We start from the raw sequence: 23,535 nt of genomic DNA on the forward strand, positions 1-23,535 counted from the left end.
ACGTGGCAAAAGAGGTTTCGTTAAGCAACACCTCCGCGGGCGGAGCCGCGCTGGACATCCTCGGCCTGTGGAAGGGCTTTGACGGGACGGAGGTTCTCAAGGGCCTTTCGCTCAACGTACCCGCCGGTCAGTTTCTTTCGATTGTCGGCCGCTCGGGCTGTGGGAAGTCCACTCTACTGCGGCTGATCGCGGACCTCGAAACTATCGATGGCGGGACAATCCAGATCGACGGAAATCCCCTGTCCGAAATCTCCGGTGAGGTGCGGATGATGTTCCAGGACGCGCGCCTCTTGCCCTGGAGAACCGTTCTCCAAAACATCGGGATCGGCCTGCCCAATCCATGGCAGAACCGCGCACGCAAGGCGCTTGCCGAGGTTGGTCTTTCCGAACACGCTGACAAATGGCCGTCCCAATTATCAGGTGGACAGAGGCAGCGCGTTGCCCTTGCCCGTGCCCTTATACACCGGCCGCGTCTCCTGCTGCTTGACGAACCGCTCGGCGCACTGGATGCACTGACGAGACTTGAAATGCAGAACCTCATCGAAAGCATCCGTGCGCGCCACGGATTCACTGTCCTTCTCGTCACACACGACGTCGAGGAGGCCATTGCTCTTGGCGATCGCGTCATCTTGATGGAGAAAGGCGAGATCGTTCTCGAGCTGGATATCGAGCTTGCGCATCCTCGTGTGCGCAGTTCGCAGGCGTTCACGTCAATTGAGGAGAAGGTTCTTTCCAGGGTACTGAACTCCAGAAATGCACCAAGCGGAGACGATTGCAAATGAACCTCGACGACATCGAAGCTTTCATCGCCGTGGTCGGAGCCAGGTCGCTCAGCCAAGCGGCGGCTATTCTTTCGTTGACCCAGTCGGCGATCTCGAAGCGCATCCAGAACCTCGAGAAGGACCTCGGTGTTACCCTGCTCGACAGAAGCGTCAAGCCACCCGTTCCAACCACCGTAGGTCTCGGCGTCCACGAGCAGTGCCTCAATATCCTCAAGGAAGTCGACAAGCTCCGCTTGACGTTGAGTGCCCGCTCGAACCTGACGGGTGGTGCGCGCTTGGGACTGACCCAGGCGGTCTGCGATGTGATTCTTGCCGACATAGTCCATCTGCAACGGGAGCGATGGCCGGAACTGTCTATACGTGCCACCACAGGCTGGGCGAACCAGATTGTTGAAAAGCTCGTCGACGGCCAGATCGATGCTGCGATCGTATTGATGCCCACACGGAAAATCTTTCCGCACAAAGTGACCGCCGTTTCGCTGGCGCAGGTCGAGATGGCGATCGTGGGGCCGCTCGGATCGGGCGGAGACCGTGCCCAACGCCTTGGCACCCTTCACAAATCCGGGTGGATTCTGAACCCCGACGGATGCGGTTTCCGGGCGGAACTGCAGCGGGCGCATGCGGCGCTCAATCTTCCGTTCAAAGTCAATCTCGACACCTTTGCTCGAGAGACGCAGTTGGAGATGGTTGCCGCAGGTCTCGGACTTGGACTCGTTCCCGTGCCCCTTCTGGAGATGAGCCCCCACCGTACCAAACTGGAGATCATCACGGTCAGCGACTTTTCGTTGCGCGCAGAACTCTGGCTCTGTCACGCGCCGACTCTCGGTGCTCTCGAACCACCCATCAGCGCTTTTGGAGCGAGAGCCGCAACGCTGTTTCAGGGGGCGGCAGCTCCGAGCAGGCTGGTCGACTTTGAAGCTGCCAACCAGACCATCACCTCGTGAATAGCTCACGAGATCGATAGCAGGAGAAAATATGTCAGCCCCGACAACGAAGCACAGCCTCAGGTACGACGAAGTGCGGCAGCATCTTCTGGCCCGCTCGGAAATCCTTCTCGCCGACGTCCGCGAAGAAGATCCTTTCGCGCAAGGGCATCCCCTCTGGGCAGCCAACTTTCCCATTGCCCGGCTTGAACTGGATGCATGGCGCAGGATCCCACAACGCGATACGCTGATCGTTCTGTATGGTCACGATGGCATACGAGACCTCGCTCCCATCGCCGTCGAGAAACTGAAATCGCTCGGCTACACGAATGTCCATATCCTCGAAGGGGGATTGGAAGCGTGGAAGGCCGACGGCGGCGAACTGTTCATTGACGTCAACGTGCCGAGCAAGTCATTCGGTGAACTGGTCGAAGCGAAAAGGCACACGCCGCTCTGGGACGCGACCAAGGTAAAGGCGCTTCTAGATGAAGGAGCCAACGCGGTCGTTTTCGATGCACGCCGTTTTGACGAATATCAAACGATGAGCATTCCAAAGGGTATCAACGTTCCCGGTGGTGAACTCGTCCTGCGCGCACGGGACCTTGCTCCCGATCCCGAGACCCTTGTGATCGTCAACTGTGCTGGCCGCACACGCAGCATCATCGGAACGCAGTCTCTCATCAATGCCGGGATACCGAACAAGGTCGTCGGTCTTCGCAACGGAACAATTGGATGGACTTTGGCAGGTCAGACACTGGAACATGGAGCGAGCAGGAGCTTCGCTGACGTCGAAGCCAGGGACCGCTCGGAGGCGCAAAAATCCGCTGCAGCCGTCGCCGCGCGCGCGGGTGTTCGGAGCATTGCTCTGTCGGACATCGGCAGCCTTCAAACCCCGGACCGAACGACTTATCTGATCGACGTCCGCACCGAACCAGAATACCTCGAAGGCCACCTGCCGGGCTTCATGCACGTGCCAGGCGGACAGCTTGTACAGGAGACTGATCACTACGCGCCTGTCCGTGGTGCGCGTATCGTACTAAGCGACGACGAGACAACGCGTGCCAATATGGCAGCGTCGTGGCTCGCGCAGATGGGTTGGGAAGTCTATGTCGTAGAACAGGCTCCGAGTGATGCCATCAGCGAACAAGGATCCTTCAAGAGCATATCGCCCGAAGTCGAGCCGACCCCGACGATCTGCGTCCGCGATCTTTCTTCCGCGATCTCCAATCCGAATTCCGATATCGTCGTGCTCGATTTCACGACCAGCGCGAACTACCTAAAGGGGCACATCCCGGGTGCGTGGTTCGCGCTACGCTCCCAGCTCCCGGAAGCGATCAAGCGCGCGCCTCCCGCAAAAACCTACGTCGTCACATGCGGCACAAGCGCGCTCGCCATTTATGCCGCCGTCGACCTTAAGAAACTGGTCGATGTTCCAGTCCTCGTTTTTGAGGGCGGCAACGCTGCCTGGAAGGCTGCCGGTCGAATCCTGGAAACCGATGAGTCCCACCTCGCATCACCCCGCATCGATCGCTATCGTCGGCCCTACGAAGGCACGGACGCCCCCGTGGAGGCTATGCAGGCCTATCTCGACTGGGAATACGGACTGGTCGCGCAGCTCGATCGCGACGGCACGCACTTCTTCAACGTCATCTGAGCAGGACCGCACCATGAGCGACGACCATCACCACGACCACCATCACTCGGACCATTGGAAGCACAACGGGATCCGTGTCATCAAGGGCGACCAGCTCGATTCCAACACGGCCCAGACGCCTGGCATGTTCCGGCAGGCAGCCGTCAATCATGCCCGCGTCGGCGCACAGAAAATCTGGGCAGGCACCGTCGCAATCGAGCCGAACGCCAAGACCGGGGTCCACCACCACGGTGCGCTCGAAAGCGTTATTTTCGTGATCCGTGGCAAGGCCCGTATGCGCTGGGGGGATCATTTGGAATATGTCGCGGAGGCGGGACCAGGCGACTTCATCTTCGTGCCGCCTTACGTACCGCACCAGGAAATCAATGCCGATCCTGACAACGTGCTCGAGTGCGTCCTGGTGCGATCGGACAACGAGGCAGTCGTCGTCAACATCACGGATGTCGATCCTGTAGAGAAGCCGGAAGAGGTTTATTGGGTTGATCCAATACACCGCCATCCGGATTGACAGAGAGAAACCGGCCCACCATGGGCTGCTCGCATGCCGGACCTCGTCCAGCGACGCTTCGGTGTTGACGGCCGTGAACAAGTCGACAGGGAAGGTTTCCTTGGCCGTAAACCGGCCGGCGATGATCAAAAGCGGACCGCCGATTGCTCCATCGGGCAGTCCGCCCCCATGTTGGACTGCGGCGCGTTGACTCTCCGTTCAATTTTTCCAGATGCGTCGCGATCATTCTAACTCTACGAGACTCCGGCTGCGGGCGACGGTTGGTGTCAGAAATTCGTTTGATTTTGTTGGATACCGTCCATCCGGCAAACCGACTCGGCGAACTGCTGCCGTGGAACTAGGGGCTCAATTATCGCGCCGCGGCCGACGTCCGGCGGGCGGAGCGAAGCATTGCCGTCGTCGCCTCGACGCCTTGATATAACGCAACCCGATCTTCAGCCAGACCTGATACAAGCCAGGAAGAACATAGCCATAGAGGGCATAGTTATGATTGACCATATGGGCATCAGCCCCCCGGACATCGAAAGCGCACGGCAATTTTACGATGCTGCACTCAAGCCGCTCGGCATTACGACCGTGATGGAAGTGAAGCCCGGACAGACCGGCGGCTATCACGGCATAGGCTATGGAACTGGTCGAAAGCCTTTCTTCTGGCTGTCCAGCGACAGCCGCCATGCCGTCCCGGATGGTCCGCGCGGGACGGGCATCCACATCGCGTTCGAAGCCGAAAGTAGAGCAACGGTCGATGCCTTTTACGCGGCGGTGATGGCGCAAGGCGGCCGTGACAATGGTGCGCCCGGCATCAGGCCCCACTATCATCCAGCCTATTATGCGGCGTTCGTGATCGATCCGGACGGGGTCAACGTCGAGGCCGTGTGTCAGAAGTCGGAGTGAGGTCACGACCGGATCGAAGTCGGTACCGATCCGGTCATGCTGGTCATCCACCAGGCCAATCCAATCGGCGGAATACAGAAGATATTGGCGCTCAGTCACAACGCTACGTCCGACGTGTGAGAACCGGACGGATACGTACTGCCAGACAGCCTTTCGCGGGTGCGTTTGAGAGTCGTGGCGGCGGGTGTAAAATTTCGCTTCAGCCGCTCTTGTGCTTGCGAGGGCACCCCGTCTGCTTCAGCGATGGGTCGGCCCAGCTAAAGCAGCAGTTTGTGCTCTAGTGGGTCGCCCGATTTCGAGACGATCGAAGATCCGTATGGTTCGCGCGACGAAATGATCAACGCATCATCTGGCAAAGGCCGTGCCAGATCTTTGGCTTCGTCCCATGGCGCCTGCATCCACACCTCGGTCTCCTCTTCGGTCAGGAGAAGAACAGGCATCGCCTTCTCATGGATAGGCTTCACGAGATTGTTGGGATCAGTGGTCAAAAACCCATAGAGGTCGTCGGTCGTCGGCCCATCCTTCACCTTGCGGACGCTCTGCCATTGCGGGACATGGATGCCGGCGAAGAACATCAGCGACTTTTCCTCGTCCCGTGCAAACCAGGCGTTCGGCACGTTCCCCCCGGATTGCTGGCTGGCGGGATCGGGTTCGGCGAAGCTGGTGACCGGGACGAGGCATCGGTGCTCAACACCAAACCATCGTTTCCAGTGTGGGAAGGTGAGCTTGCGGACGTTGGTCGTGCCGCGGTCCGCCTCCATGCGGATGAGCTCTTCAAGATCGGCGGGCTTCCCTTTGGCTTTCAGTTTTTCGGCCTTGGCTTTGGCGGCCTTTTCCAAGGTGAACCGCGGCGAGGGAAGACCCCATCGCGCATGTGCCAATTGTTTCCTCCCATCAGCGGTGTTGCGGACAATCGGTCCCATCTGATCGGGGTTCATTTGATAGGCTGGCATGAGGTTGATGAGGCTCTCGGCGTCCTGAGCCCATTTTGAAACCCAGTCCTTGTCCTCCATCCGATAGAGATTACACATGCGACCCCCTCCGCTCGACCAAATACGGCTACTCTAGCGCATGTCGCTTGTTTCGCTAGTCGAGCTGGTAAACGTCGGCATTGTCTTGCCGTTCCCGCAGGCCCTTGTACGACGGATGACGGAGTTTCCCGTCCGATGTCCAGGCGCGAAACTCGATCTCGGCGATCAGGGTAGGCTGGACCCAGACAATGTCGGCAGTTCCGGAATGGGGCAGGGGCGGCTGCTTTCGCTTCCATCGCAGCGTGTCCAGTATCTTCCGCAACCGGATGATCTCGGCTCCCTTGAAGCCCGTGCCGACGCTTCCGACGTGGACGAGATCGCCATCGCGGTAGGCGGCGAGCGCTAACGAGCCGAAGCCGGCTGGGTACGATGCGGACCTCTCATAGCCGACGATGAAGAAAGCCTCGCTCTGGATGCATTTGACTTTTACCCAATCCCCGGTCCGGCCCGAACGATAGGGCTGATCGAGGCGCTTGCCGACGATGCCTTCCAGGCCGAGGCGGCAGACATGCTCAAGCAGGACAGCTGGCTCGGCATCGAATGTTTCTGATATCCGAATGGCGCTGGCTTCATTCGTTGGGCCGTTTATCGTGTCCTCGAGAAGGTGTCGGCGCGAACGGTATTCAACACCGCGCAGATCGTGCCCATCCAGATAAACAAGATCGAAAGCGTAAAGAACGGCGTGGGAGGCGCGCCTGCCAGCTTGTTTGCCGAATGCACCCAGCGATTGCTGCAGCAGCCCGAAATCCGGCCGCCCCTCATCGTCGAGCACGACGGCTTCCCCATCGATAATCATCGTCGCCGGCCCCAGCGCTCGGGCGGCCTGCTCTATGGCCGGAAACCGATGTGTCCAGTCGTGGCCGCCGCGAGTAAGGATCCGGATCCGCTGGGGCTCGATATGGACCGCAAGGCGATAGCCATCCCATTTCAGCTCCCAACTCCATTCGTTTCCGGTGGGAGGCTTAGCCTTCAATAGGGCCAGCGCCGGCTCGACGCGATCAGGTATGGGATCGAAGAGGAGCTGTGGTTGAGCTGGATTACGCTTCCTGCGCGGCTTTGAGCGGATCGGCGGCTCGGTGTCGCGAAGGAGGGGTTTTGATCTCGGAGGCCTCGTCATCCGGCCAGTTCATCAGAAAAACCTTAATAATACTGTGACTATCCCTATATTGTCCCCGCTATTCACCGATCAGGAGATAAGACTGCAGAAGCCAGCGAAATTTCTTGGTCGCAGCTATTCACCTGATTCTCATGAAGAATCTCGAACTTCTAATGTTCGGAACAATACTCGTACGTTTTTGCCGCCTTGACTCCTTTCTCATATGGGAACAAAAACAGAACATTGACATTTGCACGACATGAAGTCGCCCTGCCAACACGACCTTGAAGGGAGCCGTGAACAATGACTGCTGCCCGCGAAAGGGTAATCTGCGATCTGCGGGAGCGTATTGCATTGCTCGAAACCAGCACGGCGAAAAAAGCCGGTTGGTTGCCATTTGGCGTGCCGGAGATGGATGGGGTTCTGCCTGGCGGCGGCCTTGCTCATGGCGCGCTTCACGAATTTGCCGGTGGTGGATCGGGCACCGTCGATGGTGCGGCCGCTGCTCTTTTTGCAGCCGGCATAGCGGCACGGACGAAGGGGCCGATCGTGTGGTGTCTGACGCGACCAGATCTGTTTTTCCCCGCGCTTGCGCAGGTCGGACTGCATCACGACCGGATAATCTTCGTCGAGTCCGACAAGGAGGAAGACGTGCTCGCCAATATGGAGGAGGGGCTGTCCTTTGGTGGGCTCGGCGCCGTCGTCGGTGAACTCGTTCGCCTGCCGATGGTCAGCTCGCGCCGCCTGCAGCTGGCGGCCGAGCGCACGGGGACAATGGCATTGGCTGTGCGTCGTTGGAGGCGGCAGACAGAGGCCAATGATTTCGGGCAGCCGACGGCGTCGACCACGCGGTGGCGGGTGAGCGTGATGCCATCGGAGGATTTGCCAGTGCCGGGTGTGGGGAGGGCCCAATGGTTGCTGGAATTGATGCGCGTGAAAGCGGGTGAATGTGCTGAGTTTCTCGTGAGGGCGTGCGATGACAAGGGTTGTCTCGATCTATCTTCCGGATCTGCCGACGGATCGCATTCGTCGCGCCGATCCATCCATTCCGCCTGAACAGGCGATCGCGGTGATCGCCAGGAGCGGCTCGAAACGCTGGGTATCGGCGGCCGACGCAGCCGCCAGACAAGCCGGCGTTCATGTCGGCATGCCGGCTGCGAAAGCACAGGCGCTGTTTCGCGGCCTGATGCTGGTCGATGCGGATCCTGCTATGGATGCCGCAGCGCTCGAACGCATCACCCTCTGGGCGCTGACGCTTTATTCCCCGATCGTCGCGGTCGATGGGATCGATGGGATCGTCATGGACACAGAGGGTGCCGATCACTTGCAGGGCGGAGAGCTGCCGATGGTGACGAAGATCGCCAATCAGTTCCTAGCAAGGAAACTCACTCCCCGGGTCGCGATCGCCGACACCTGGGGTGCAGCACACGCCTGCGCCCGTGCCATCAGCCGCGAAACGGTCATAGTGCCTTCAGGTGAGACCGTCCGCGCCGTCGAGAAGCTGCCGATATCGTTGCTGCGCCTTCCCGGGAAAGTCATCAGCGATCTGCGCACGCTTGGCTTCCAGACCGTCGGCGAATTGGCCAACACGCCGCGCGCGCCGCTGACCCTTCGTTTCGGCCCCGAGATTGGCCGGCGGCTGGACCAGATGTTTGGCCGCGCCTGCGAACCGATCGATCCGATCCGCACCGCCGAGCTGATCGAGGTGAGCCGCGCCTTCGCCGAACCGATCGGTGCTGCCGAAACCATCAACAAATATGTCGGCCGGCTGGTCGTGCAACTGATCGAGGAGCTGCAAAGGCGCGGCCTTGGTGTCCGGCGCGCCGACCTGATCGTCGACAAGGTCGATGGCACACGGCAGGCGATCCGCGCTGGCACCGTGAAGCCGGTGCGCGACGTCGCCTGGCTGACGAAGCTGTTTCGCGACCGGACGGAGAAGATCGAGCCGGGCTTCGGGATCGAAAAGCTCACTCTGGTCGCGGTGATGGCTGAGCCCCTGGAGGAGCGCCAGAAATCCTCCTCGCTGGTCGAGGAGGAAGTGAAGGACGTGACGCCGCTGATCGATATCTACGGCAACCGCGGGCAGCGCGTCTATCGGGTGGCACCGGTTGCCTCCGACGTTCCAGAGCGCTCCGTCCAGCGCATCAGTCCTGCTGCCGATCCGGTCGAGGTTACCTGGGTCAGCCATTGGCGCCGGCCGGTCCGGCTGCTGGCCCGTCCGGAGCTGATCGAGGCAATCGCCTTGCTACCGGACCGCCCGCCGGTTTCGATCACCTGGCGCGGCAAGCGGCGGAAGGTCAAGCGGGCCGACGGGCCCGAGCGGATCTTTGGCGAGTGGTGGCAGCGCGACGCGGAGATGGAGGCGGTGCGGGACTATTTCGTCATCGAAGACGAGGCCGGCGAGCGCCTCTGGGTGTTTCGCTCCGGTGATGGCATCGATCCTGAAACCGGAAGTCACCGCTGGTTCGTGCACGGGATCTTCGCATGAGCTATGCCGAGCTGCAGGTCACGACCCATTTTTCGTTCTTGCGCGGTGCAAGCTCGGCGCAGGAACTGTTCGAGACCGCGAAGGCTCTCGGCATCGAAGTCCTCGGCGTTGTCGATCGCAATTCGCTTGCCGGAATCGTCCGGGCGCTTGAAGCATCGCGCGCCACCGGCTTACGCCTCGTTGTCGGTTGCCGGCTTGATCTGGCCGACGGCATGTCGGTGCTGGTCTACCCGACCGACCGGGCTGCCTATTCCCGGCTGACCCGCCTCATCACGCTCGGCAAGTCGCGCGGCGGCAAGAACAACTGTATCCTGCACTGGGACGACGTCGTCGCATACAATGACGGCATGATCGGCATTCTTGTGCCGGACCTACCGGATGACACCTGCGGGATCCAGCTGCGCAAGATGGCCGAGGTGTTTGGTGATCGCGCCTATGTGTCGCTTTGTCTGCGCCGTCGGCAGAACGACCAGTTGCGCCTGCATGAGATTTCCAATCTTGCGGCGCGGTTCAAGGTGCGGCCGGTCGTCACCAATGATGTCCTCTTCCATGAGCCGGGCCGCCGGCAGTTGCAGGACATTGTCACCTGCATCCGAACCCGCACGACGATCGACGAAGTCGGCTTCGAACGCGAGCGCCACGCCGATCGCTACCTGAAGCCGCCCGAAGAAATGCAGCGGTTGTTTCCGCGATACCGGCAAGCCCTCGCGCGAACCATGGAGATCGTCCGTCGCTGCACGTTCTCGCTCGAGGAACTCACCTACCAATATCCGGAGGAGGCGATCGTGCCGGGCAAGGATGCTCAGGCCTCACTGGAACATTATGTCTGGCAATGCGTGCCCGACCGCTATCCGGAGGGACTACCGCCCGACGTGTTGAAGGTCGTGCGGCACGAGCTCGATCTCATCCGTACCATGAAATACGCCCCGTATTTTCTGACCGTCTTTTCGATCGTGCGTTATGCTCGGTCTCAAGGCATTCTCTGCCAGGGGAGGGGCTCCGCCGCCAACAGTGCCGTCTGCTACATCCTCGGCATTACCAGCATCGATCCCTCGACCAACGACCTTCTGTTCGAGCGTTTTGTATCCCAGGAGCGCGACGAGCCGCCGGACATCGATGTCGATTTCGAGCACGAGCGGCGCGAGGAGGTGATCCAGTGGATCTATCGAACCTATACCAGAGAAAAGGCAGCGCTCTGCGCCACCGTGACGCGCTACCGGGCGCGCGGCGCGATCCGCGATGTCGGCAAGGCGCTCGGCCTGCCGGAGGACGTGATCAAGGCGCTGTCATCCGGCATGTGGTCCTGGTCGGAAGAGGTCTGCGATCGCAATGTCCGCGAGCTCAATCTCAATCCAGACGACCGGCGTCTTGTGCTGACTTTGAAGCTCGCACAGCAACTGATGGGCGCCCCGCGCCATCTCGGCCAACACCCCGGCGGTTTTGTCCTCACTCATGATCGGCTCGACGATCTCGTGCCGATCGAACCGGCGACGATGAAGGACCGCCAGATCATCGAGTGGGACAAGGACGACGTCGAAGCCCTCAAATTCATGAAGGTGGACATCCTGGCGCTTGGAATGCTGACCTGCATGGCCAAGGCCTTCGATCTGATCCGCGAGCACAAGGACCGCGATCTTAATCTCTCGAAAATCGAGCAGGAGGATTCTGCGACCTATGCGATGATCCGCAAGGCCGATACGCTCGGCACGTTCCAGATAGAAAGCCGCGCGCAGATGGCGATGCTGCCGCGGTTGAAACCCCGGACCTTCTACGACCTTGTGGTACAAGTCGCAATTGTCCGGCCCGGTCCGATCCAGGGGGACATGGTGCATCCCTATCTGCGCCGGCGAGAAGGCAAGGAGGCAGTCGAATATCCGACGCCGGAGCTGGAAGCGGTGCTCGGCAAGACGCTCGGCGTGCCGCTGTTTCAGGAGTCGGCGATGCGCGTCGCGATGGTCTGCGCCGGCTTTACCGGTGGCGAAGCCGACCAGCTGCGCAAGTCGATGGCGACTTTCAAGTTCACCGGCGGCGTCTCGCAGTTCAAGGACAAACTCGTCTCCGGCATGGTGAGGAACGGCTACGCGCCGGAATTCGCCGAAAAGACCTTCTCCCAGCTCGAAGGCTTTGGCTCCTATGGTTTTCCGGAGAGCCACGCGGCTTCGTTCGCGCTGATCGCCTATGCCTCGAGCTACATCAAATGCCATTATCCGGAAGCCTTTTGCGCGGCGCTCATCAATTCGCAGCCGATGGGTTTTTACGCGCCGGCGCAGATTGTCGGCGACGCGAGAGCCCACGGCGTCGAGGTGCGGCCGGTTTGCATCAACCGGTCGCGGTGGGACTGTACGCTGGAGCGGATCGGCAATTCCGATCGGCATGCTGTCCGGCTCGGTTTCCGGCAGGTGAAAGGACTGGCGGTCGCTGATGCGGCGCGCGTCGTCGCGGCACGCATGAACAATGCCTTTGTCTCGGTCGACGACATGTGGCGTCGAACCGGCGTGCCATCGGAGGCGCTTGTCCAGCTTGCCAAGGCCGATGCCTTTCTGCCGTCCCTGAAGCTTGCGCGCCGCGACGCGCTGTGGGCGATCAAGGCGCTGCGCGACCAACCCTTGCCACTATTTGCGGCCGCCGCCGAGCGGGAGATGGCTGCGATCGCCGAGCAGCAGGAGCCGGAGGTGGCACTTCGGCAGATGACGGACGGGCATAACGTCATCGAGGATTACAGCCATACCGGACTGACATTGCGGCAGCATCCAATCGCCTTCCTGCGCAAGGATTTATCAGTGCGCAACATCATCACCTGTGCCGAGGCGATGAATTCGCGGGACGGGCGTTGGGTTTATACCGCCGGACTTGTCCTGGTGCGGCAAAAGCCCGGATCGGCCAATGGCGTGATGTTCATCACCATTGAGGACGAGACCGGGCCGGCCAATCTCGTTGTCTGGCCGACGCTGTTTGAAAAACGCCGGCGGGTCGTGCTCGGATCCTCGATGATGGCCATCAATGGTCGGATCCAGCGGGAAGGGGAGGTCGTGCATCTTGTCGCCCAGCAGCTGTTCGACCTGTCAGGCGATCTGACCGGTCTGGCTGATCGCGATGAAGAGTTCAAGCTGCCGGCCGGCAGGGGTGATGAGTTCGCCCACGGATCGCCGGGAAGTTCGGATACGCGGGACAAGTCGAAGCCTGTTGTAGCCCCGCGCGACATTTTCACGCCCGATCTTCACATTGATACGCTGAAAATCAAAAGCCGGAACTTCCATTGATTTTCCCCATCCTGAGGCGCGGTGGCGCCCAGGGAGTTGTCAGTCCGCTCGCAGCAATTTTAAAGCAAAATAAAGCTTGAGCGCAATTTCCAGAACAAAATCGCTGTCTGCGCCCGAGGTTAAGTTTAGAGCATCAGATTATTATACAGGAGAGGCCAGTGGAAGCTTGGTATCGACAAGAAGACCCAGATTTCGGGACCGAGAATTCACGCAGAGCATAAAACAGAGAACCTCATGATACGCGCTTTCAAATCGTCGTCGAACTCAACCGAAATTATCAACCTCGACAGGGATGCCATCCGAGAAAACCATCGGAATGGTCGACAAACCAATATTATGTTCGACACCAATATCCTGATTGCAATCGAAAGCGCCTATAAGACTGGCCAGCGACACCAGGAACTTAAGAATGCTGGTGTTCTGGAACTGGCGAGACTCATCGAGAAAACCTCCAGGTATGGCGTATTCATCTCGCCTGCAGCGGCTTACCAAGAACTGCCCCCAGCGCGTCGAGGCGACGTTGAAGCAGCGTTCGACAGGTTTCTTGCAGACTATCTGCCAAATTTCCGTGAGGACCCAAACTCGATAAAGGTTCCGTATGCTGGTGCAAAGATGGACCCTGAGCATTTTAGCGCGCTGTCGCTGGAGCGTCAGAAGGCAATCTCGTGCTCATATGCTTCGCTGCTCGCTATGAACGTCATACATCGATTAGAGGCGTTGAATGGCCTGGAAAAATTCGCCCTCTACATCGATTATTGCGCCGAGGTACTGGATCTCATCAGTCTCAAGGAACTGACGATCGCTCGATATGTCTTCGCCCCCGAAAATGGCTTAACTGACCAACTCAGGACGCGGAAAGTAGCTATCACAAACAACTTCGTGAAACTGAAAAAGGGTGGCGGCAAAGGCTTGACACCCGTCAAAGTACTGGAGCGCATCGCTTTGAATGGAGCCAACGACCTGAAGCTGATTGCTGCTGCAGATATCGTGAACAATTCGCGCGAGCAGTTCAACTTCGGGATCATCGAGCATGATGTCTGGATCGCAACGAGCGACGATAAGCTCTACGAGTTTTGCTGCGCCTGCCCGGGCTACATGGGTCGGGAACGTGGCGGTCCCTTGGCTAGATATGTCGAGACACATACTGACGTAAAGGGAACCCGCTACTGGCGGGATTCCATCGAAATACAGCAGCGCAGACTTGAGGAGCGCTATTTCACAGTAGATCGCGAAAAGGAAATGGACTCAATTGTGCAGTCAGCCTTTGATATCGAGGCTGACCTGCTGAACGGTAAAGCTGACGATTATTTCAGACTAAGGTCATGGCGATCTGCGCGAGTGATGCATGACTAATACGGGTCCTCGCCCCGGGCCTCTAGACGCAAGCGTTCGAACCCATGCTTTCGCTCCTGCCCCTTTAGCTGTTGAGGCAGTACGGCAATGTCCTCGCTTTTCATCACGCGTTCCAATTTCTTCCTCTGTCCTGGGACCAAGAACACCAGTGCGTGCGATGGCCCTGTTACCAACACCCCAACGCGCGCACGCTGTTCTCACCAGCTCAATCTTACCGCGCCTCTGAATTGATACCAAAACCGGCCTCTGAGGAGAGCAGATCTCGGCGAGATCCGCATTCGCTATAAGGTTTGCTCCCGCATGATCATTGTCGGTTGAACGAGGTCCATAGGAGACGTCCCACCGCTCTTGATGGATGGCTTCCTGGTCCGGCCCCGGATCTCCGACGATCAACCCGCTGCGGGGTCGGCTAGCAAGCTGCCGCCGCTCGGCTACGCCCTCGCGGTGATCGCGACCGGTTCCGGACACTGACGGGAGCCATCGAGCGGGAATGGCCCGCTCCAAAGATGGAGCCTTCAGATGAACACCGATCTTTCCCTTGCGCAGAACCATGCCTTCCAGCTTTCCCGCACCCTGATGGTTCCGGTCACGCTCTTTAGGTCCGGTAACGAGTTCGGCGTTCTGCCGAGCGACGAACTCGACGACGAAGACGATCTGGAGATCGTGCATGAATACGTTCCGGGCGGGTCTCATTGAGACCCTTCTCGCCTTTTTGGTGCCGCTTGCGAGCCGCAGGCGGCAAGGGAAGCTGCGCCGCTGCTGGCACCCCGGCGGCGGCGCAAGGTGCAGATTGTCATCTTGCCAGCCGCGCCCTTGCCTCCTTTGCTCTTCGCGGCGTCCGGAGCAGGCCCCGCAAGGTGTGGGGAAAAGAAACAGAAGGAAAGGCGGGCGCAAGGGTGCGTCGGGAAGAAAAATGGAAAAGAACGAACTGGAAAAACTGCGGGACCGCGTGCAATGCGCCGCGGTGCTGGAGCAGGCAGGGTTTGCCATCGACCTGAAGGAGAGCACCCGCAGGGCGGTCAAATTCCGCGGCGGCGGGGCCATAATCATCGTGATTCACGAGGGCAGGGGCTGGTTCGATCCGCTGTCCGATGCCAAGGGTGACGTGTTCGGTCTTGTCGAGCATCTCGACCGAGTGCCCTTTGTCGAAGCCCTCGACCATGTCGCATCGCTGGTCGACTTCGTCCCGAAGGAGCCGGTCTGGACCCACGCTGCGCGCGAGATCGATCTGCCGGCCGGAGTTTCAGAACGATGGACGAAGCGCCGCAAGCCGTGGCCGGGTTCGATGACCTGGCGCTATCTCTGCGAAGAACGCTGCGTTCCTGAAGCAACCATCCGCGCAGCGATCCGGCATGATCTCGTGCGCGAAGGTCCGCGCGGCAGTATGTGGGCCGCGCACCGTGACAGCGAGGGCGCCGTCACCGGCTGGGAGGAACGCGGGCCGGAATGGCGCGGCTTTTCGACCGGAGGCGCGAAAGTGTTGTTCAGGTTCGGCGCGATCCTTGCGCCGCGCGTTTGCGTGACGGAAGCTGCGATCGACGCCATGAGCCTTGCCGCGCTGGAGAGTAATCGTCGCGATAGCCTCTATGTCAGTACCGGCGGCGGCTGGGCTCCCGCCACCGATGCGGCGATCCGTTTGTTGGCGGCGCGGACGGGTATGTCGGTGGTCGCCGCCACTGACAATAACGCGCAGGGCGATATCTACGCTGATCGGTTGGAAGCAATTACCCGGGACGCTGACTGCGGCTTTGAGCGCCTTCGTCCCCACCACGAAGACTGGAACGAGGACCTTTGCGCTCAGCTGCGCGCGAATTCGAGGAGAGGCGCGATGTCGTGATTATCCGCGGCCTGCAGTGCCGCGACGTACCGCGTGCGCAGATCTCCCACGTCGCCCAGGCTCCCGCTACCCCAGCTGAAGGGCTCGGCGCCCAGTTTTTCCACGAGCAGATCGGCGGCCAGCCGCGCGTGACGTCCGTTGCCGTTCGGAAACGGATGGATGGCGACCAGGCGATGGTGGAAACGTATTGCGATCTCGTCCGGCGCGAATGTCTCATGCTCGACCCAATACCGAACGTCATCGAGCAGCGCCGTGAGTTCGACCGGAATTCGGTAGGCCTGGATGCCGATATTGCGCTCCGTCGTTCGGAAGCTGCCTGCCCATTGCCAGACCTCGCCGAACATGCGTCGGTGCAATGTACGCATGAAGTCTTCGGTCAGCATCCTGCCGACCGGCATGCGCCGTCGTCCGCGAGCCCAGGCTGCGCCCTCGACGATGTTTTCCTGTTCTGCCTCGTTGAGATCCTGCCTGTGGGTGATCCAGCTTTGAAGCAGGCCCTCGCGCTCCTGCGGCTCGAGAGGTGTTGCGTCCTCTGGTTCCTGGAAAAGGTCAGTCATTTTTCTGACCAGAGATCGCGCTCGGAAAGCTGGTCGCGAATATAGGTCTGGACGCGGGCCTCGAGATCGCCATCGTCCGTTCCCTGTGCCTCCAGACGCATCGTATGCGCGACCCGCTGGAGTTCGCGCATTGCGATCTTGCGCGCTCGCTCATCGACGGTGGCCTCGAGCGACGTATTCGGGACCAATGCGTAGACCAGCGTGCAGTCGAGCGCCTCTGCCGCACGCCGCAAGGTGTTGAGCTGGATCGTTCCGGATGCCTCCGACTTCTCGATCGCTTCGACGGTCTGGGGCCGGATTCCCATCCGCGAGCCGAGCTGCGACCCCGTCATGCCAAGCGCGTCGCGCAACGCCCGGACCCATCCTTTCGGAGGTGCCCTGAAGCCTTCCGCCGGCTGCAGTCCGCAAAGACGCTCGTCAAGCCTCTTGCGTGCTCGTTTCCTTGCATCGTCCTTCATCGTTTATCTTTCCTCCGCCGCTCGTCATCAGACAACAGGCTGATTGCTGCGCTCAATCTATCAGGTTACAACCTGATAATCAATTCCGTTTGATCAGCCCAAAGTATGATAGGACAAGCGATTGAACCAGCCTGTAAGCTGATTTCATCTGAATGAAATAGCAAGGAGGGGAAGGAAGGAGGGGAAGGGGAAGGGGAAGGGGAAGGGGAACGCCGGTTGCCGCATGCCCGCCAGCCGCGTCAAGGGTAAAGCTTCGCCCGCTGCGCGGCCCTTGACCCGTCCGGACGGAGAGGCGGCGCCAAGGAGGGGTCAGGAAGGGCTGAAGAGGATGGCGACATCGCGAGGATGAGCCGCGTGTCTTTCCCGACGAGGCTGAAAGGAGCCCGCCCATGACTGTCTCTCCGATCCGAAAAGTCCTTGAAGGCATTGCCGATCGCCGGCAGATGTTCCGCATGTTCGACCGCCACGCGCAACGCCCGAACCGTTGGGAGGGTGACGACAGCGCACTTTATCGAGGCGAATGGTTCGAAGTTGCCCAGGCGCAACACGATTACATGTTCGAGATCCTGCCACCGCTGTTCATGCGGGGCGACATGTTCGCCATGCGCGAGTTCCTTACCGACAGCATCACCAGCATCTTTTTCACGCTGAAGATCGACGACCGGATGCGGTATTTCCATGCCTATTGCGACCTCGCTGGCAAGGGTTCGCCCGAACGGATGCGCGATGCGATCATCGAGCGCGAAACCCGGCCCGTTCGGGCAATGACGCGCGAGGAACGCCTGGACCACATCTGGTCGAGCACCCATGATGACTATCGCGGCTATGCCGGCGAGCGCTGGCCGGAACACGACCACGGCAAGCGGACCGTGCTGTTCTACGGCGGACGCCAGGGCACCGTCCTGAAGCTGCTCGACGACCTCACGGATGCGCAGATCGCATCGAAGCTGCCGGTGCACCTGCGCTACCTCCCTGACGCGATCGCGGCGTAACGGGAGGCGGCGATGTTCACCTTTTCCGTGACGGACATCCACGTCGTCATGATGCGCGGACGCCTAGACGCGCACCTCAATGGCGGCTTCCGCAATCCCCACTACGGCATGTTTCCGGGCCGCGATGAGAAGCCCGGTCTTTGGCTGGTCGGCGACGAGAGCGTGTACCTCATGTCCAACGGCAAGCTCGCAGAGGGGCAACGTCCGTTTGTCGTCTATGCCGAAGAGTGCGATCCGAAGTCGAACCCCGACTACTGGCACTACAAGCGCCAGCATTTCGGCGGCGATGACGGGATCGAGTTTCTCGACGGTGCCATGCTCGTGAAGCTAATCGCTGCCAGCCCCGCCTGCACGCATCTGAGGATCGCCTTCCACGGGGATTCGATGCAACTCACCGTGATCGCGCGAGACTAGCGATCCGCAGACGCTCGCCGTCCCGCGGCCGTCCAGCCCACCCAGTTCTCTTCATCCCCGCACGTCGTCAGCCGACTGGAACCTTCCAGGGGGGTGGCGACGCGCGCCTTCACCCAAGGAGATTCCAGCATGTCACATGACGATCCCTTCACCATCGATCTTTTCGGCAACACCGGGCTTTCGTCGGGCCTTGGCCTTGGCGTGACGGCCTTCGCCAGCAACTTCGAGCCCGACGATGATCCCGATCCTACAACTCCAGCGCCGGCCTTGCCGATCGCCGCGGTCGTGCGGCCGTCGTCCCCGGCGGGCCGTGCCCGTGGTCTGAACTTCCATCTCGCCGATGACCGTGGTCTCGCCCGCAGCTGGAAGGACCGTGCGCGCGACAATATTGCCGCGATCCGGCTCGCGGCCGAGATCGAGGCGGACGAACGTCCTGCGACGCGCGAGGAACAGGAGATGCTGATCCGCTTCACCGGCTTCGGCGCGTCCGATCTTGCCAACGGCGTCTTCCGCCGTCCCGGCGAGCTCGAATTCCGCAAGGGCTGGGACGACATCGGTTCCGATCTCGAGGATGCGGTCGGCGAGACCGACTATGCCTCGCTTGCCCGCTGCACCCAGTATGCCCATTTCACCCCGGAGTTCATCGTCCGGGCGATCTGGTCTGGCCTTCAGCGTCTCGGATGGCGCGGCGGCCGGGTGCTGGAGCCGGGGATCGGCACGGGCCTGTTTCCGGCGCTGATGCCGGAAGCGCTTCGTGATCTGTCGCACGTCACCGGCGTCGAGCTCGATCCCGTAACGGCACGCATCGTACGGCTTTTGCAGCCGCGAGCGCGGATCCTCACCGGAGATTTTGCGCGCACGGAGTTGCCGGCGAGCTTTGACCTTGCCATCGGCAATCCGCCTTTCTCGGACCGGACCGTCCGTTCCGACCGCGCCTATCGCTCGCTCGGGCTGCGATTGCACGACTATTTCATTGCCCGGTCGATCGACCTGTTGAAGCCCGGGGCTTTCGCAGCCTTTGTTACCAGCTCCGGCACGATGGACAAGGCGGATTCCTCGGCGCGCGAGCATATTGCCAAGACGGCGGACCTGATTGCCGCCATCCGCCTGCCGGAAGGCAGCTTCCGGGCCGACGCGGGAACCGACGTCGTCGTGGACATCCTCTTCTTCCGTAAACGCAAGGTCGCCGAGCCCGAGGGCGATCTTTCTTGGCTCGACACGGACGAAATCCGGCCCGCCACGGAGGATGAGGGCGCCATACGTGTCAACAGGTGGTTCGCCCAGCATCCGGAATTCGTGCTCGGTACCCACGCGTTGACCGCCGGTCCTTTCGGCGAGACCTATACATGCCTTCCGCGTGACAGCGAGGATCTCGCCGCGGCGCTGTCGGCCGCCGTCCATCTTCTTCCGGAAGGCCGCTATGACGGCGAGCCCACCGCGATCGATCTCGATCTTGAGGGCGCGACCGAAGATATTCCTGCCGATCTTCCGTCCGGCCAGCATGTCCGCGAAGGCAGCTTCTTCTTCCACAACGCCCGAGGCCTCATGCAGGTGATCGATGGCCAGCCGGTCACTATTACGGTCCGAAAGGGCCGCAGCGCGGACGGTATCCCGGAGAAGCACGTCCGGATCATCAGGAAGCTGATCCCGGTCCGTGACGCGGTACGTCAGGTGCTGAAGGCCCAGGAGCTGGACCAACCCTGGAAGGATCTGCAGGTCAAGCTGCGCATTGCCTGGTCGAGCTTCGTGCGCGACTTCGGCCCGATCAACCACACCACGGTCTCGATCAACGAGGATCCGGAGACAGGCGAGACGCGCGAGAGCCATCGCCGGCCTAATCTCCAGCCGTTCGCAGACGATCCCGATTGCTGGCTGGTCGCCTCGATCGAGGACTATGACCTCGAAAACGATACGGCAAGGCCCGGGCCGATCTTCACCGACCGTGTCATCTCGCCGCCCGCGCCGCCGGTGATCACCAGTGCGGCGGATGCGCTCGCCGTGGTGCTCAACGAACGTGGGCACGTCGATCTCGACCATATCGCGGAACTTCTGCACCGTAATCCCGAAGACGTCGTCACTGAGCTTGGCAGCGCGATCTTCCGCGACCCCGCCGACGGGTCCTGGCAGATGGCCGACGCCTATCTGTCCGGTCATGTCCGCGAGAAGCTCAAGGTCGCGGAAGCTGCGGCCGCGCTCGAGCCCGCCTATGAGCGCAACGTCTCGGCGCTCACTGCCGTCCAGCCGGTCGATCTGCGCCCGTCGGACATCACCGCGCGCCTCGGCGCTCCGTGGATACCGGCTGGAGATGTCGTCGCCTTCGTCAAGGAGACGATGGGAACCGATATCCGGATCCATCACATGCCCGAACTGGCGTCATGGACCGTCGAGGCCCGCCAGCTTTCCTACCTCGCCGCCGGAACATCCGAATGGGGAACGGACCGCCGCCATGCCGGCGAACTGCTGTCCGATGCCCTGAACAGCCGGGTGCCGCAGATCTTCGATACGATCAGGGACGGCGACAGCGAAAAGCGGGTTCTCAACGTCGTCGATACCGAAGCGGCCAAGGAAAAGCTTCACAAGATCAAGCAGGCCTTCCAGCGCTGGATATGGTCCGATCCCGATCGCACCGACCGGCTGGCACGCGTCTATAACGACCGCTTCAACAACATCGCGCCGCGAAAGTTCAACGGCGATCATCTCAAACTTCCAGGCGCCTCAGGCGCCTTTGTTCTCTACGGGCATCAGAAACGCGGGATCTGGAGGATCATCTCGGCCGGCTCGACCTATCTCGCCCATGCCGTCGGCGCCGGCAAGACCATGACGATGGCAGCAAGCATCATGGAGCAGCGGCGTCTCGGCCTGGTCGCCAAGGCGATGCAGGTCGTGCCGGGGCATTGCCTTGCGCAGGCCGCGCGCGAGTTCCTGGCGCTCTATCCCACGGCTCGCATCCTCGTTGCGGACGAGACAAATTTTTCGAAGGACAAGCGCGCCCGGTTCCTGTCGCGCGCGGCGACGGCAACCTGGGATGCGATCATCATCACGCATTCCGCCTTCAGGTTCATCGGTGTGCCGGCGGTGTTTGAACAACAGATGATCCACGACGAACTGGAGCTCTACGAAACCCTACTCCTAAAGGTCGAGGATGAGGACCGCGTCTCTCGCAAGCGCCTCGAGCGCCTGAAGGAAGGGCTGCAGGAGCGGCTCGAAGCGCTTTCCACCCGCAAGGACGATCTCCTCACCATCGCCGAGATCGGCGTCGACCAGATCATCGTCGACGAGGCGCAGGAGTTCAGAAAGCTCAGCTTCGCAACCAATATGTCGACGTTGAAGGGCGTCGATCCGAACGGCTCGCAGCGGGCCTGGGATCTCTATGTGAAATCCCGTTTCATCGAGACGATCAATCCCGGCCGGGCGCTTGTCCTCGCTTCGGGCACGCCGATCACAAATACGCTCGGCGAAATGTTCTCTGTCCAGCGGTTGATGGGCCACCCGGCGCTGATGGAGCGCGGCCTGCACGAGTTCGACGCCTGGGCGTCAACCTTCGGCGACACCACCACCGAGCTGGAGCTTCAGCCTTCCGGCAAGTACAAGCCGGTCTCCCGCTTCGCGAGCTTCGTCAACGTGCCAGAACTGATCGCGATGTTCCGCAGCTTCGCGGATGTCGTGATGCCGGCGGACTTGCGCGAGTATGTAAAGGTGCCGGCGGTCTCGACCGGCAGGCGCCAGATCGTCACGTCGAAGCCAACACAGGCGTTCAAGCACTACCAGATGGTGCTGGCCGAGCGCATCAAGGCGATCGAGGAGCGCGACCGGCCGCCCGAACCCGGCGACGACATCCTGCTTTCCGTCATCACCGATGGCCGGCATGCGGCGATCGACCTGCGCCTCGTGGATGCCGACAATGACAATGAGGCGGACAACAAGCTCAACAGTCTCATCTCGAATGCCTTCAATATCTGGAAGGCGACCGAGGGCAGCACCTATCTCCGCCATGATGGCAAGCCGTTCGAACTGCCAGGTGCTGCGCAGATGATCTTTTCCGATCTGGGCACCATCAGCGTCGAGAAGACCAGAGGCTTTTCCGCCTATCGCTGGATTCGTGACGAACTGATCCGCTTAGGCGTGCCGGCATCGGAGATCGCCTTCATGCAGGACTTCAAGAAATCGGAGGCGAAGCAGCGGCTGTTTGGCGACGTCCGGGCAGGCAGGGTCCGGTTCCTGATCGGCTCGTCGGAGACGATGGGGACCGGCGTCAATGCGCAACTGCGGCTAAAGGCACTCCATCATCTCGACGTGCCCTGGCTCCCTTCCCAGATCGAGCAGCGCGAGGGCCGCATCGTGCGCCAGGGTAACCAGCATGACGAGGTCGATATCTTCGCCTACGCCACCGAAGGCAGCCTCGATGCCACGATGTGGCAGAATAATGAGCGCAAGGCCCGGTTCATCGCGGCGGCCCTTTCCGGTGATACCTCCATCCGGCGTCTCGAAGATCTCGGCGAGGGGCAGGCGAACCAGTTCGCCATGGCCAAGGCGATCGCCTCGGGCGACCAGCGCCTGATGCAGAAGGCGGGGTTGGAGGCCGACATCGCGCGGCTGGAACGCCTGCGCGCGGCACACATTGACGACCAGCACGCCGTTCGCCGCCAGCTTCGCGACGCCGAACGCGATATCGAGTATGCCACGCGGCGGATCGCAGAGGTTGGCCAGGATATCGAGCGTCTGCTTTCGACCGCTGGCGCCGCCTTCTCGATGACGGTCATGGGCAAGGTCTATGCCGAGCGCAAGGAGGCCGGTCGTGCCTTGATGAAGGAGATCCTGACCCAGGTACAACTCCAGCAGGACGACGAGACGGTGATCGCGTCGATCGGCGGCTTCGATTTGGAATATCGCGGCGAACGCTTCGGCCATGACAATTATCGCTACACCACCATGCTGATGCGCACCGGCGCGGATTTCGAGATCGATCTGCCCGTGACGGTCACGCCGCTCGGTGCCGTCTCCCGCCTCGAGCACGCGCTTGATGATTTCGAGGGTGAACGCGAGCGCAATCGCCAGCGCCTTGCTGACGCCCGCCGCAGGCTCGCGTCATACCAGACGCGCGACGATGGCGGCGACTTTGCCTTCGCCGGCGAGCTGGCCGAGAAACGCTTGCAGCTTGCGGAGGTGGAGGCTTCACTGGCCGCGGATGTTGAGGGCGCGGCACCGCCAATGGCGGCGTAAAATTTTAACAGTGAGACAAAATCGCCGGCGTTGAATTTTCATGGGAGTTTCTATCGCGCAAGTGAAAG

Annotated in this window: 18 protein-coding genes; 14 read left to right on the forward strand and 4 right to left on the reverse strand. The window is 60.9% G+C overall.

Annotated features, from left to right (window positions below):
- The first annotated feature begins 2 nt into the window (after positions 1-2).
- The 5 genes from ACQZ45_RS23720 to ACQZ45_RS23740 all read left to right on the forward strand — a co-directional run bounded on the left by ACQZ45_RS23720 (position 3) and on the right by ACQZ45_RS23740 (position 4,761).
- Positions 3-782, forward strand: a complete 780-nt coding sequence (locus ACQZ45_RS23720; protein WP_045231765.1) for an ABC transporter ATP-binding protein — start codon at positions 3-5, stop codon at positions 780-782.
- On the forward strand, positions 779-1,726 hold the full coding sequence (locus tag ACQZ45_RS23725; RefSeq protein ID WP_045231748.1) for a LysR family transcriptional regulator: 948 nt from the start codon (positions 779-781) through the stop codon (positions 1,724-1,726). The genes ACQZ45_RS23720 and ACQZ45_RS23725 overlap by 4 nt, the downstream gene beginning before the upstream one ends.
- Positions 1,727-1,757: 31 nt before the next feature.
- On the forward strand, positions 1,758-3,359 hold the full coding sequence (locus ACQZ45_RS23730; RefSeq protein ID WP_045231747.1) for a rhodanese-related sulfurtransferase: 1,602 nt from the start codon (positions 1,758-1,760) through the stop codon (positions 3,357-3,359).
- 13 nt (positions 3,360-3,372) lie between these two features.
- Positions 3,373-3,867 (forward strand): cupin domain-containing protein, encoded by a 495-nt coding sequence (locus ACQZ45_RS23735; protein ID WP_012654853.1) that lies wholly within the window; start codon positions 3,373-3,375, stop codon positions 3,865-3,867.
- 486 nt (positions 3,868-4,353) lie between these two features.
- The gene (locus tag ACQZ45_RS23740) at positions 4,354-4,761 is read left to right on the forward strand and encodes a VOC family protein (RefSeq protein WP_045231745.1); all 408 of its coding nucleotides are present in this window, start codon (positions 4,354-4,356) and stop codon (positions 4,759-4,761) included.
- Between the two features lie 257 nt (positions 4,762-5,018).
- Here the strand turns inward: ACQZ45_RS23740 and ACQZ45_RS23745 are convergent, their stop codons facing one another.
- The gene (locus ACQZ45_RS23745; protein ID WP_045231744.1) at positions 5,019-5,792 is read right to left on the reverse strand and encodes an SOS response-associated peptidase family protein; all 774 of its coding nucleotides are present in this window, start codon (positions 5,790-5,792) and stop codon (positions 5,019-5,021) included.
- Between the two features lie 55 nt (positions 5,793-5,847).
- Positions 5,848-6,909 (reverse strand): non-homologous end-joining DNA ligase, encoded by a 1,062-nt coding sequence (ligD, locus tag ACQZ45_RS23750; RefSeq protein ID WP_045231743.1) that lies wholly within the window; start codon positions 6,907-6,909, stop codon positions 5,848-5,850.
- A 282-nt stretch (positions 6,910-7,191) separates the two neighbouring features.
- On the opposite strand from ligD, the gene ACQZ45_RS23755 reads away from it, so the two are divergent.
- The 6 genes from ACQZ45_RS23755 (at position 7,192) to ACQZ45_RS23780 (ending at position 15,826) form a co-directional block, all read left to right on the forward strand.
- Positions 7,192-7,944 carry an ImuA family protein gene (locus ACQZ45_RS23755; RefSeq protein ID WP_045231742.1) on the forward strand — a complete coding sequence of 251 codons (753 nt, stop codon included), beginning with the start codon at positions 7,192-7,194 and terminating at the stop codon, positions 7,942-7,944.
- Positions 7,865-9,376, forward strand: a complete 1,512-nt coding sequence (locus ACQZ45_RS23760; protein WP_045231741.1) for a Y-family DNA polymerase — start codon at positions 7,865-7,867, stop codon at positions 9,374-9,376. The genes ACQZ45_RS23755 and ACQZ45_RS23760 overlap by 80 nt, the downstream gene beginning before the upstream one ends.
- Positions 9,373-12,636 carry an error-prone DNA polymerase gene (locus tag ACQZ45_RS23765; protein ID WP_012654873.1) on the forward strand — a complete coding sequence of 1,088 codons (3,264 nt, stop codon included), beginning with the start codon at positions 9,373-9,375 and terminating at the stop codon, positions 12,634-12,636. The genes ACQZ45_RS23760 and ACQZ45_RS23765 overlap by 4 nt, the downstream gene beginning before the upstream one ends.
- 234 nt (positions 12,637-12,870) lie before the next feature.
- Entirely contained in the window at positions 12,871-13,989 is a 1,119-nt protein-coding gene (locus ACQZ45_RS23770; protein ID WP_045231740.1) for a hypothetical protein, read from the forward strand.
- Between the two features lie 519 nt (positions 13,990-14,508).
- Complete coding sequence (locus ACQZ45_RS23775; protein ID WP_045024681.1) at positions 14,509-14,685, forward strand: hypothetical protein; 177 nt, start codon at positions 14,509-14,511, stop codon at positions 14,683-14,685.
- Positions 14,686-14,902: 217 nt separating this feature from the next.
- The gene (locus ACQZ45_RS23780) at positions 14,903-15,826 is read left to right on the forward strand and encodes a DUF3991 and toprim domain-containing protein (RefSeq protein ID WP_045231739.1); all 924 of its coding nucleotides are present in this window, start codon (positions 14,903-14,905) and stop codon (positions 15,824-15,826) included.
- Here the strand turns inward: ACQZ45_RS23780 and ACQZ45_RS23785 are convergent.
- Positions 15,787-16,383: a mobile mystery protein B gene (locus ACQZ45_RS23785; RefSeq protein ID WP_045231738.1), complete on the reverse strand. Its 597-nt coding sequence runs from the start codon at positions 16,381-16,383 to the stop codon at positions 15,787-15,789. The genes ACQZ45_RS23780 and ACQZ45_RS23785 overlap by 40 nt on opposite strands.
- Positions 16,380-16,841 (reverse strand): mobile mystery protein A, encoded by a 462-nt coding sequence (locus ACQZ45_RS23790; protein WP_045231737.1) that lies wholly within the window; start codon positions 16,839-16,841, stop codon positions 16,380-16,382. Before ACQZ45_RS23790 ends, ACQZ45_RS23785 begins: the two co-directional genes overlap by 4 nt.
- A gap of 389 nt (positions 16,842-17,230) precedes the next feature.
- Here ACQZ45_RS23790 and ACQZ45_RS23795 point away from each other — a divergent pair, with 389 nt between their 5' ends.
- The 3 genes from ACQZ45_RS23795 (at position 17,231) to ACQZ45_RS23805 (ending at position 23,467) form a co-directional block, all read left to right on the forward strand.
- The gene (locus ACQZ45_RS23795; RefSeq protein WP_045231736.1) at positions 17,231-17,833 is read left to right on the forward strand and encodes a DUF1419 domain-containing protein; all 603 of its coding nucleotides are present in this window, start codon (positions 17,231-17,233) and stop codon (positions 17,831-17,833) included.
- Between the two features lie 12 nt (positions 17,834-17,845).
- Entirely contained in the window at positions 17,846-18,247 is a 402-nt protein-coding gene (locus ACQZ45_RS23800; protein ID WP_045024671.1) for a DUF3085 domain-containing protein, read from the forward strand.
- A gap of 129 nt (positions 18,248-18,376) precedes the next feature.
- Positions 18,377-23,467, forward strand: a complete 5,091-nt coding sequence (locus ACQZ45_RS23805) for an Eco57I restriction-modification methylase domain-containing protein (protein WP_045231735.1) — start codon at positions 18,377-18,379, stop codon at positions 23,465-23,467.
- Positions 23,468-23,535: the final 68 nt, after the last annotated feature.

Source organism: Agrobacterium sp. 16-2014-1-2a (assembly GCF_053522705.1).

Coding starts and splice junctions, on each gene's coding strand:
- ACQZ45_RS23780 (WP_045231739.1), top strand. CDS start 14,903: ATGGAAAAGAACGAACTGGAAAAACTGCGGGACCGCGTGCAATGCGCC.
- ACQZ45_RS23745 (WP_045231744.1), bottom strand. CDS start 5,792: ATGTGTAATCTCTATCGGATGGAGGACAAGGACTGGGTTTCAAAATGG.
- ACQZ45_RS23770 (WP_045231740.1), top strand. CDS start 12,871: ATGATACGCGCTTTCAAATCGTCGTCGAACTCAACCGAAATTATCAAC.
- ACQZ45_RS23800 (WP_045024671.1), top strand. CDS start 17,846: ATGTTCACCTTTTCCGTGACGGACATCCACGTCGTCATGATGCGCGGA.
- ACQZ45_RS23730 (WP_045231747.1), top strand. CDS start 1,758: ATGTCAGCCCCGACAACGAAGCACAGCCTCAGGTACGACGAAGTGCGG.
- ACQZ45_RS23785 (WP_045231738.1), bottom strand. CDS start 16,383: ATGACTGACCTTTTCCAGGAACCAGAGGACGCAACACCTCTCGAGCCG.
- ligD (WP_045231743.1), bottom strand. CDS start 6,909: ATGACGAGGCCTCCGAGATCAAAACCCCTCCTTCGCGACACCGAGCCG.
- ACQZ45_RS23740 (WP_045231745.1), top strand. CDS start 4,354: ATGATTGACCATATGGGCATCAGCCCCCCGGACATCGAAAGCGCACGG.
- ACQZ45_RS23765 (WP_012654873.1), top strand. CDS start 9,373: ATGAGCTATGCCGAGCTGCAGGTCACGACCCATTTTTCGTTCTTGCGC.
- ACQZ45_RS23790 (WP_045231737.1), bottom strand. CDS start 16,841: ATGAAGGACGATGCAAGGAAACGAGCACGCAAGAGGCTTGACGAGCGT.
- ACQZ45_RS23735 (WP_012654853.1), top strand. CDS start 3,373: ATGAGCGACGACCATCACCACGACCACCATCACTCGGACCATTGGAAG.
- ACQZ45_RS23775 (WP_045024681.1), top strand. CDS start 14,509: ATGAACACCGATCTTTCCCTTGCGCAGAACCATGCCTTCCAGCTTTCC.
- ACQZ45_RS23805 (WP_045231735.1), top strand. CDS start 18,377: ATGTCACATGACGATCCCTTCACCATCGATCTTTTCGGCAACACCGGG.
- ACQZ45_RS23760 (WP_045231741.1), top strand. CDS start 7,865: ATGACAAGGGTTGTCTCGATCTATCTTCCGGATCTGCCGACGGATCGC.
- ACQZ45_RS23725 (WP_045231748.1), top strand. CDS start 779: ATGAACCTCGACGACATCGAAGCTTTCATCGCCGTGGTCGGAGCCAGG.
- ACQZ45_RS23795 (WP_045231736.1), top strand. CDS start 17,231: ATGACTGTCTCTCCGATCCGAAAAGTCCTTGAAGGCATTGCCGATCGC.
- ACQZ45_RS23755 (WP_045231742.1), top strand. CDS start 7,192: ATGACTGCTGCCCGCGAAAGGGTAATCTGCGATCTGCGGGAGCGTATT.